Origin of the sequence: Streptomyces sp. NPDC059957, from assembly GCF_042730015.1 — a bacterium.
In the GTDB taxonomy this organism is placed as follows: Bacteria; Actinomycetota; Actinomycetes; order Streptomycetales; family Streptomycetaceae; genus Streptomyces.
Genome location: NZ_JBHWMB010000079.1, coordinates 1 through 8,268 on the forward strand (window position 1 = coordinate 1; position 8,268 = coordinate 8,268).

Here is an 8,268-nt window from a genome sequence, read left to right on the forward strand (position 1 = left end):
TCCACCGAAATGGACGGGGTATCAACTTTTTGGCGTTGATTTTTGGCACGCTGTTGAGTTCTCAAGGAACGGACGCTTCCTTTGTACTCACCCTCTCGGGCTTTCCTCCGGGCTTTCGTTCTGTTCTTGCGTTTCCGACTCTATCAGACTCTTTCGTGTCCGATTCCCGGCCGAAGCGGGTTTCGCTTTCCAGTTCTTCGCTTTCGCGTTTCCCTTTCCGGCGATTCCGACTCTATCAGAAGATTTCCACCGGATTTCCCGGCTTCAGTTTCCTGAATGAAGAGTTGGGTGCCCTCTTGGAATTCAATTCCTGGGGCGAGAGAGACTTTAAACCATCGCTACCGAACTTGTCCAGTTCGAGGCAACCGTTCGAATCTACCTCCCCGCAGCCTCCGTGTCAACGGTGTTTGCGGGACGACGAGGAGACTAGCAGCTCGGCAGGGTCGTACGCACATCAGGCCGCGGTGGGGAGCGTCGCCGTCTGGTCGGCCTGCTCCACGTCGCCCGTGTCGCCCGCCCGGGCCGCGCGTCCGCCCAGTACGTAGACGTAGAGCAGGAAGGCCGCCTCGGCCGCCACGCCGATGCTGATGCGGGCCCACGTGGGCAGGCCGGAGGGGGTGACGAAGCCTTCGATCAGGCCCGAGAGGAAGAGGACCGCCGCCAGGCCGATGGCCATGCCGAGGGCGGCGCGGCCCTGTTCGGCCAGGGCCACGCGGCGGGTGCGGTGGCCTGGGTCGATGACCGTCCAGCCCAGGCGGAGGCCCGTACCCGCGGCCACGAACACGGCGGTCAGTTCGAGCAGGCCGTGCGGGAGGATCAGGCCGAGGAAGACGTCGAGGCGGTCGGCCGAGGACATCAGGCCGATGCCGACGCCCAGGTTCAGCATGTTCTGCCAGAGGATGTACAGGACCGGCAGGCCCAGGAAACCGCCCAGGACCAGGCAGATCGCGGCCGCCTGGGCGTTGTTCGTCCAGACCTGGGCGGCGAAGGATGCCGCGGGGTGGCTGGAGTAGTACGTCTCGTACCCGCCGCCCGGCTTCGTCATCGCCTTCAGGTCCTCCGGAGCGCCGATGGCGTTCTGGATCTCCGGGTGGGTGGCTATCCACCAGCCGACGAGCACGCCGACGGCGGTCGAGATCAGTGCCGTGGGTATCCACCAGCGGCGGCTGAGGTAGACGGCGGCCGGGAAACCCGCGGTGAAGAAGCGGGCCGCGTCGCGCCAGCCGGACCGCCGGGTGCCCGTCACCGTGGCGCGGGCGCGGGCGACGAGCTGGGTCAGGCGGCCCGTGAGCATCGGGTCGGGGGTGCTGGACTGGACGAGGGAGAGGTGCGTGGCCGTGCGCTGGTAGAGCGCGACGAGCTCGTCCGCCTCGGCTCCCGTGAGGCGCCGGCCCCGGCCCAGCAGCTGTTCCAGGCGGGCCCACTCGGCCTGGTGGGCCGCAACGAAGACGTCGAGATCCATGTGCTTGGCGCTCCCCTGCCCCTGGTCCCTCTGGGTTCTCCTACTGCTTGCTTCGTCAGCTTGGCAGACTGGAGGCCGATGGGGCGGGGCAGGTCACGTGAAGGGTGTGCATCGGTGAGCGATCTGGTGACGGGGGACGCGGTCGTCCTGGGGCTGCGGCCGGCAAGACTGCCGAGCCGGGCGCTGGCGATCCTGCTCGACCTGCTCGTGTACGTCGCCGGGTACCTGCTCATTGCCGTCGGGCTCGTGCTGGCCACCGCTTCGATGGACGGGGCGGCCCAGGCAGCCGTGTCCGTGGCCTCGTTCGTGCTCATCCTGGTCGGCGTGCCGATCGCGGTGGAGACGCTGAGCCACGGGCGCTCACTCGGCAAGCTCGCGTGCGGGCTGCGCGTGGTGCGCGACGACGGCGGGCCGATCCGCTTCCGGCACGCGCTGGTGCGCGGAGCCTTCGGGGTCTTCGAACTGCTGCTGACCTTCGGGTCCGTGGCGTGCATCGCGTCGCTGTTCTCCGAGCGGGGGCGGCGGCTCGGGGACGTGTTCGCGGGGACGCTGGTCATCCGGGAGCGGGTGCCGGGGGCTCGGGTGATGCCGGTGCCCCCGCCGCCCCCGTGGCTGGCCGGGCGGTTCGGCGGGCTGGACCTGTCGGCGGTGCCGGACGGGCTGTGGCTGGCGATCCGGCAGTACCTGACGCGCATGGACCAGCTGGATCCGCAGGTGGGCGCCGTGATGGCGGCCCGGCTCGCGGACGATCTGGTGGCGCGTACGGGGGCTCCGCCGCCGGTCGGGGTGCCCGCCGCCGCGTTCCTGATGGCCGTGGTGCACGAGCGTCAGTCGCGGGACGCCGCGCGGGCCTTCCGGCAGCAGCCCGCGCCCGGGGCGGCCCCGGCCGGGTACGGGCAGCCCGCGCCCGTGGTGATGCCGGTCGTGGCGGCGCCGGCGGTGGTGCCCGTCGCGGCTCCCGTGGTGCCGGTGGCTCCCGTACCCGTACCCGTACCCGTACCCGTGGATCCGCCGAAGGCGACCGGGTTCGCGCCGCCCGCCTAGGTCGTCTCTTTCGGATCTTGCCGGGCCCACGACGCCCGGCACCGTGCCTGGCCGCACTGCCGAGGCGACCACGTACGTCCAGTACGCGAGCGCCCCGACAGCACGCCCAGGCACGGCACCAGACGCCCCGGGCTCGGCCGACAAGATCCGAAAGAGACGACCTAGTCGGACGGTGCGTCGGGGAAGGCCGACGGCGGGGTTTCCAGGTGTTCGAGTTCCACGCCGGGGGCCGAGAGGACCACGTCCCCGGCGATGTGGACCGTGTGGACCTCGCCGGTGTCCAGGGCCGTGACCCGGTACTCGTCGACCAGGAGCGGGCCGCTGTCCGTGGGGTGCTCCGCGCGGTTCAGGAGGGCCCAGGCCTGGTCGGTCGTACGGGCCGCCAGGACGGGGTCGGTCAGGGCGACGAGGCGGACGCGGGTCGCGGGCGCGCCGGGGGTCAGGCGCAGCAGCCGGGCCGTGGCGACGAGGAAGGCCGGGGAGGTGCCGGTGAAGCCGGCGGCCCCGGGGACGTTGCCCTCGGTGGCTTCGGCTCCGGCGGGGTCGGTGCGGACCCAGGTGATCCCGTCGATGGCGGCGCCGCGGACCTGCCAGCTGGAGGCGTTGACCTCGAGGCGGATGGGGCGGCCCAGTTCGTCGACGGCCAGGTCGACGGAGCCGCGGTGCGCCCCGTCGGGCGCCGTGAGCTGGGAGACGTAGCGCCAGCCGGAGGGGCCCGGGGCGCAGTGGAAGTGCTCCTCGCCGAGGGGGGTGTGGTCGTGCGGGTCGTGGAGCGCGTAGCGGCCTCGGGGCATGGAGCGTCTTCCTGGACTTCGGGCGGGGAGGGGTGCGGGCGGGTACGGGGCAGGCCCCCGGCACGGATGCCGGGGGCCTGACCTGACGCGTGGGTGCCGCTGATCCGTGGGGATCAGTAGCGGTAGTGGTCCGGCTTGTACGGGCCCGCCACGTCCACGCCGATGTAGGCGGCCTGCTCCGGGCGCAGGGTGGTGAGGCGGACGCCGAGGGCGTCGAGGTGGAGACGGGCCACCTTCTCGTCGAGGTGCTTGGGGAGCACGTAGACGTCGGTGGGGTACTCGGCCGGCTTGGTGAAGAGCTCGATCTGGGCCAGGGTCTGGTCCGCGAAGGAGTTCGACATCACGAAGGACGGGTGGCCGGTGGCGTTGCCCAGGTTCAGCAGGCGGCCCTCGGACAGGACGATGAGGACCTTGCCGTCGGGGAACTTCCAGGTGTGGACCTGGGGCTTGACCTCGTCCTTGACGATGCCCTCGATCTTCGCGAGACCGGCCATGTCGATCTCGTTGTCGAAGTGGCCGATGTTGCCCACGATGGCCTGGTGCTTCATCTTGGCCATGTCGCCGGCCATGATGATGTCCTTGTTGCCCGTGGTCGTGATGAAGATGTCGGCCGTCGCGACGACGTCGTCCAGGGTCGCGACCTGGTATCCGTCCATCGCCGCCTGCAGGGCGCAGATCGGGTCGATCTCGGTGACGATGACGCGCGCGCCCTGGCCGCGCAGCGACTCGGCGCAGCCCTTGCCGACGTCGCCGTAGCCGAAGACCACGGCGGTCTTGCCGCCGATGAGGACGTCGGTGGCGCGGTTGATGCCGTCGATGAGGGAGTGGCGGCAGCCGTACTTGTTGTCGAACTTCGACTTCGTGACGGCGTCGTTCACGTTGATCGCCGGGAAGAGCAGGGTGCCCTCGGCCATCATCTCGTAGAGGCGGTGGACGCCGGTGGTGGTCTCCTCGGTGACGCCGCGGATCTCGGACGCGAGCTGCGTCCACTTCTGCGGGTTCTCGCCCAGGGTGCGGTTGAGGAGGGTCAGGATGTTGGCGTACTCCTCGGAGTCCGCCGTCGACGGGTCCGGAGCGGCGCCGGCCTTCTCGAACTCGACGCCCTTGTGGACGAGGAGGGTGGCGTCGCCACCGTCGTCGAGGATCATGTTCGGGCCGCCGGTGGGGGTGTTCGGCCAGGTCAGCGCCTGCTCCGTGCACCACCAGTACTCTTCCAGCGTCTCGCCCTTCCAGGCGAAGACGGGGACGCCCTGCGGGTTCTCCGCGGTGCCGTTCGGGCCCACCGCGATGGCGGCGGCCGCGTGGTCCTGGGTGGAGAAGATGTTGCAGGAGGCCCAGCGGACGTCGGCGCCGAGGGCGACGAGGGTCTCGATGAGGACGGCGGTCTGCACGGTCATGTGCAGGGAGCCGGTGACGCGGGCGCCGGCGAGCGGCTGGGTGGCCGCGTACTCCCGGCGGATCGACATCAGGCCCGGCATCTCGTGCTCGGCGAGGGTGATCTCCTTGCGTCCGAAGACGGCGAGGGAGAGGTCGGCGACCTTGAAGTCGGTGAATGCGGCAGTCATATGGGTGCTGCTCCTCGTGATGTGGAGAGGTGGGTACGGCTGAGCAGTGCACCGTCGTCAAGACGTCGCACTTGGCGCTCAGTCCGTCGGGGGTCCTCTCTCCCCTCGGCCGGTCTCTGGGACCGCCCGACCGCCATCAGCAGCGACGCCTGACACTGATGACGAATCTACACCGATCGGCGCAGCGCGGCCCAGGCAACCCGAAGCCAAGTCTCGGCCGGATTTCGGGGCCTCTGGCGGAGGATTAGGGGCCTTTCGGACTTTTGATCAAGCCCTTACATGGACGAGGATGCCGTTGGGTCGGGTTGTACGCGCGATCCCGCAGGACCCCGTATGTGTCGTGAGGAGATTCCAGTGACCAGTCCGGCAGGCCCTCCCGAGGGCGGGGACGTGAGCGGGCGCAAGCCCGTGAGGATCGTCGCCGTTACCGCGTGCCCCACCGGCATCGCGCACACGTACATGGCCGCGGAGAAGCTGCAGCAGGCCGCCGACCGCCTCGGCGTCTCGATCAAGGTGGAGACCCAAGGTTCCATCGGGGCCGAGAACGTGCTCTCTGACAACGATGTCAGGCAGGCGGACGCCGTCATCATCGCCGCCGACAAGGAAGTCGACCTCGACCGGTTCGCCGGCAAGCGGGTGCTGTCCACCGGCGTCGCGGACGGCATCCACAAGCCGGAGGAGCTGATCCAGCGGGCGCAGAACGCACCGGTGCAGGCCGGGACCTCGGCGGCGGCGGGCAGCGGCAACGCCGGCGGCGGCGGCCACCAGCGCAGTCAGGCGTACAAGGCGCTGATGAACGGCGTCTCCCACATGATCCCGTTCGTGGTCGTCGGCGGTCTGCTGCTGGCCGTTTCCCTTTCCCTCGGCGGGCACGCGGACGCCAAGGGCGGACTGGTCATCCCCGACGGGACCTTCTGGTTCTACGTCAACAAGCTCGGCGTGACCGGCTTCTCCCTGATGCTGCCGATCTTCTCCGGATACATCGCCTACGCGCTCGGCGACCGCCCGGCCCTCGTACCCGGCATGATCGGCGGCTTCCTGGCCGCGGACGCCGTGCACATCTACGGGGCCGATGCGAACGCCGGCTTCCTGGGTGCCATCGCGACGGGCTTCCTCGCGGGCTATCTGGTCATGTGGATCAAGAAGGTCAAGGTCCCCAAGGTCATCCAGCCGATCATGCCGATCATCGTGATCCCGATCGTGTCGACCGTTGCCCTGGGCCTGTTCTACATCTACGTGATCGGCCAGCCGATCTCCTGGGTCTTCACGCACCTGACCAACTGGCTGAACGGGATGACCGGCTCCAGCGCGATCGTGCTCGGCACCATCATCGGCCTGATGATCGCCTTCGACATGGGCGGTCCGGTCAACAAGACCGCCTTCCTCGTCGCGGTCGGCCTCATCGGCACCAACAACCACGTCATGGGCATGGCCGCCGCGGCCATCCCGGTCATGCCGCTCGGCCAGGGTCTGGCCACGCTGCTGCGCCGCAAGCTCTACAGCGACGAGGAGAAGGAAACCGGCCTCGCCGCCCTGTTCATGGGCTTCTTCGGCATCTCCGAGGGAGCGATCCCCTTCGCCGCGGCCCGGCCCGCCCAGGTCATCCCCGCCAACATGCTCGGTGGCGCGGTGGCCGGTGCGATCGCCGGTGTGGCCGGGGTCCAGGACTCGGTGCCGCACGGTGGTCCGATCGTCTCGCTGTTCGGTGCGATCAGCGGGGTCGCGATGTTCTTCGTGGCCATCGCCGCCGGTGCGGTCGTGACCGCGCTGACCACGAACGCGCTGATCGAGTTCAAGCTGCGCCGGGAGGGCGTGACCGGCGGCGGTTCCGCGGGCCTCGCGCCGGAGCCGGCCCTGGTCGGTGCGGGTGCCCCCGTGGGCGCCGGCGGCAGTGGCGGTGCGGGCGCCGTCGCGGCCGGCGCCGCGGATGCGGGCGCCGGGACGGCCGTACGGGCTCAGCAGCCCGCGGCCGCGGCTCCGGTGGCCGCGGCCGGGCCGCCGGAGGTGCTGTCCGGGTACCTCACCGAGCAGACCGTGAAGACGGAGCTGGCCTCGGACTCCAAGGAGGCGGCGATCCGCGAGATGGCGGAGATGCTGGCCACGACCGGCAACGTCACCGACGTGGACGAGCTCGTACGGGTCGCCCTGGCCCGTGAGGCTCAGGGCACGACGGGTCTCGGCGAGTCCATCGCGATCCCGCACGCCAAGACGGACGCCGTGACCCGCCCGACGGTGGGCTTCGCCCGGTCCGACGAGGGCATCGAGTGGGGTGCGCTGGACGGGACGAAGGCCCGCCTGGTCTTCATGATCTCCGTACCGGAGGCCGCCGCCGGGGACGAGCACCTGCGGATCCTGGCGCTGCTGTCGCGCAAGCTGATGGACACCGGCTTCCGGGAGCGGCTGCAGGCCGCGCCCGGCAAGGCCGCGATCCTGGACGTGCTGCGCGAGATCCAGTAGCCGCAGCCCTTCCGCTACCCCTCGGGCCCCGTACCCACCTCGGTGGTACGGGGCCCGAGGGCGCTGCGTACGCTTCCCAGCCGGACAGGACACGTGGGTGAAGGGAACGGACATGGGGCGGGATCAGCGCAGGCCAGGGCGGCGCATGGGGATCTGGGCGGTGGGGCTGATGGTGCTCGGAGCGGTGCTGTTCGTCGGGGCGGGCGCCGGGGTCCGGTTCTTCCTCGCGGACGAGTACTCCCACCAGTTCATCCCGGCACATGCAATGGAGCCGGCCTACTCCCCCGGAGACGAGGTCTGGTTCAGGCGGGTGGCCCCGCAGGAGGTCCGGCGCGGGGACGCCGTGCTCGCCACGCCGCCGGCTTCGTGGGGAATCGGCGGTGACGCCTTCAAGCGGGTGATCGCGCTGGGCGGGGACCGCCTCTCCTGGGCCAAGGGCGACGCCACCCTGACGCTGAACGGGAAGCCCCTCGTCGAGCCCTACGTGAAGGACCCGGCCATACCGGCGATGGCTCCCTTCGACGTCACCGTGCCCGAGGGGCGGATGTTCGTGATGGGCGACAACCGCTGGGACTCCGTCGATTCCCTCGTGATGGCGGCCACCTACGGGAACGACGGGACCCTGCCGCTGTCGGCCGTTCGAGGGGTCCCGACAGAGATGCCGACCGAGGTGCTGGTCCTCGGGGCGCTGGGCGCGCTGGGCGGAAACGCCTTCCTCGTCGGCGGCGGGCTCGGCATCGCCTCGCTGGTCGCGCGGCGGCGGGCGGAGAAGGCCGCGCGGAACGCGGTGGCCGCCGGCTCCGTCCACGAGGCCGCGGCGAGCAGTTGACTCGCTGTTGCGACGTGATGAGGCCCCCCCCCCCCCCCTCCACAGGGGTCCCTCACCCCTCGTGCCTTGGCCGTTGTCCGTGATCTTTTCTTCTCTCCCTGTCCCCACACTTTCACC

At 70.3% G+C, this 8,268-nt stretch carries 7 protein-coding genes; 4 read left to right on the forward strand and 3 right to left on the reverse strand.

The window, feature by feature from the left end; translation table 11 throughout:
- Positions 1–280: hypothetical protein (locus tag ACFWBW_RS34835; RefSeq protein ID WP_385381466.1), on the forward strand; the 280-nt coding region annotated here is incomplete at its 5' end.
- A 174-nt stretch (positions 281–454) separates the two neighbouring features.
- Here ACFWBW_RS34835 and ACFWBW_RS34840 read toward each other — a convergent pair.
- Entirely contained in the window at positions 455–1,462 is a 1,008-nt protein-coding gene (locus ACFWBW_RS34840) for a stage II sporulation protein M (RefSeq protein ID WP_385381469.1), read from the reverse strand.
- Between the two features lie 114 nt (positions 1,463–1,576).
- On the opposite strand from ACFWBW_RS34840, the gene ACFWBW_RS34845 reads away from it, so the two are divergent.
- Positions 1,577–2,506 (forward strand): RDD family protein, encoded by a 930-nt coding sequence (locus ACFWBW_RS34845; RefSeq protein ID WP_385381472.1) that lies wholly within the window; start codon positions 1,577–1,579, stop codon positions 2,504–2,506.
- Between the two features lie 161 nt (positions 2,507–2,667).
- On the opposite strand, the gene ACFWBW_RS34850 is transcribed toward ACFWBW_RS34845, so the two are convergent.
- Together ACFWBW_RS34850 and ahcY are read right to left on the reverse strand one after the other, a co-directional pair.
- Positions 2,668–3,300 carry a hypothetical protein gene (locus tag ACFWBW_RS34850; protein ID WP_385381474.1) on the reverse strand — a complete coding sequence of 211 codons (633 nt, stop codon included), beginning with the start codon at positions 3,298–3,300 and terminating at the stop codon, positions 2,668–2,670.
- A 113-nt stretch (positions 3,301–3,413) separates the two neighbouring features.
- Entirely contained in the window at positions 3,414–4,865 is a 1,452-nt protein-coding gene (gene ahcY / locus ACFWBW_RS34855; protein ID WP_385381477.1) for an adenosylhomocysteinase, read from the reverse strand.
- Between the two features lie 354 nt (positions 4,866–5,219).
- Between ahcY and ACFWBW_RS34860 the strand changes: the two genes are divergently transcribed.
- Both ACFWBW_RS34860 and lepB read left to right on the forward strand, forming a co-directional pair.
- Positions 5,220–7,322: a fructose-specific PTS transporter subunit EIIC gene (locus ACFWBW_RS34860; RefSeq protein WP_385381480.1), complete on the forward strand. Its 2,103-nt coding sequence runs from the start codon at positions 5,220–5,222 to the stop codon at positions 7,320–7,322.
- 112 nt (positions 7,323–7,434) lie between these two features.
- Positions 7,435–8,151, forward strand: a complete 717-nt coding sequence (gene lepB / locus ACFWBW_RS34865) for a signal peptidase I (protein ID WP_385381483.1) — start codon at positions 7,435–7,437, stop codon at positions 8,149–8,151.
- The last annotated feature ends 117 nt before the right edge of the window (positions 8,152–8,268 follow it).

Excerpts from the sequence above, each read along its gene's own strand:
- ACFWBW_RS34840 (WP_385381469.1), bottom strand. The coding sequence starts at position 1,462 with ATGGATCTCGACGTCTTCGTTGCGGCCCACCAGGCCGAGTGGGCCCGC.
- ACFWBW_RS34850 (WP_385381474.1), bottom strand. The coding sequence starts at position 3,300 with ATGCCCCGAGGCCGCTACGCGCTCCACGACCCGCACGACCACACCCCC.
- ahcY (WP_385381477.1), bottom strand. The coding sequence starts at position 4,865 with ATGACTGCCGCATTCACCGACTTCAAGGTCGCCGACCTCTCCCTCGCC.
- lepB (WP_385381483.1), top strand. The coding sequence starts at position 7,435 with ATGGGGCGGGATCAGCGCAGGCCAGGGCGGCGCATGGGGATCTGGGCG.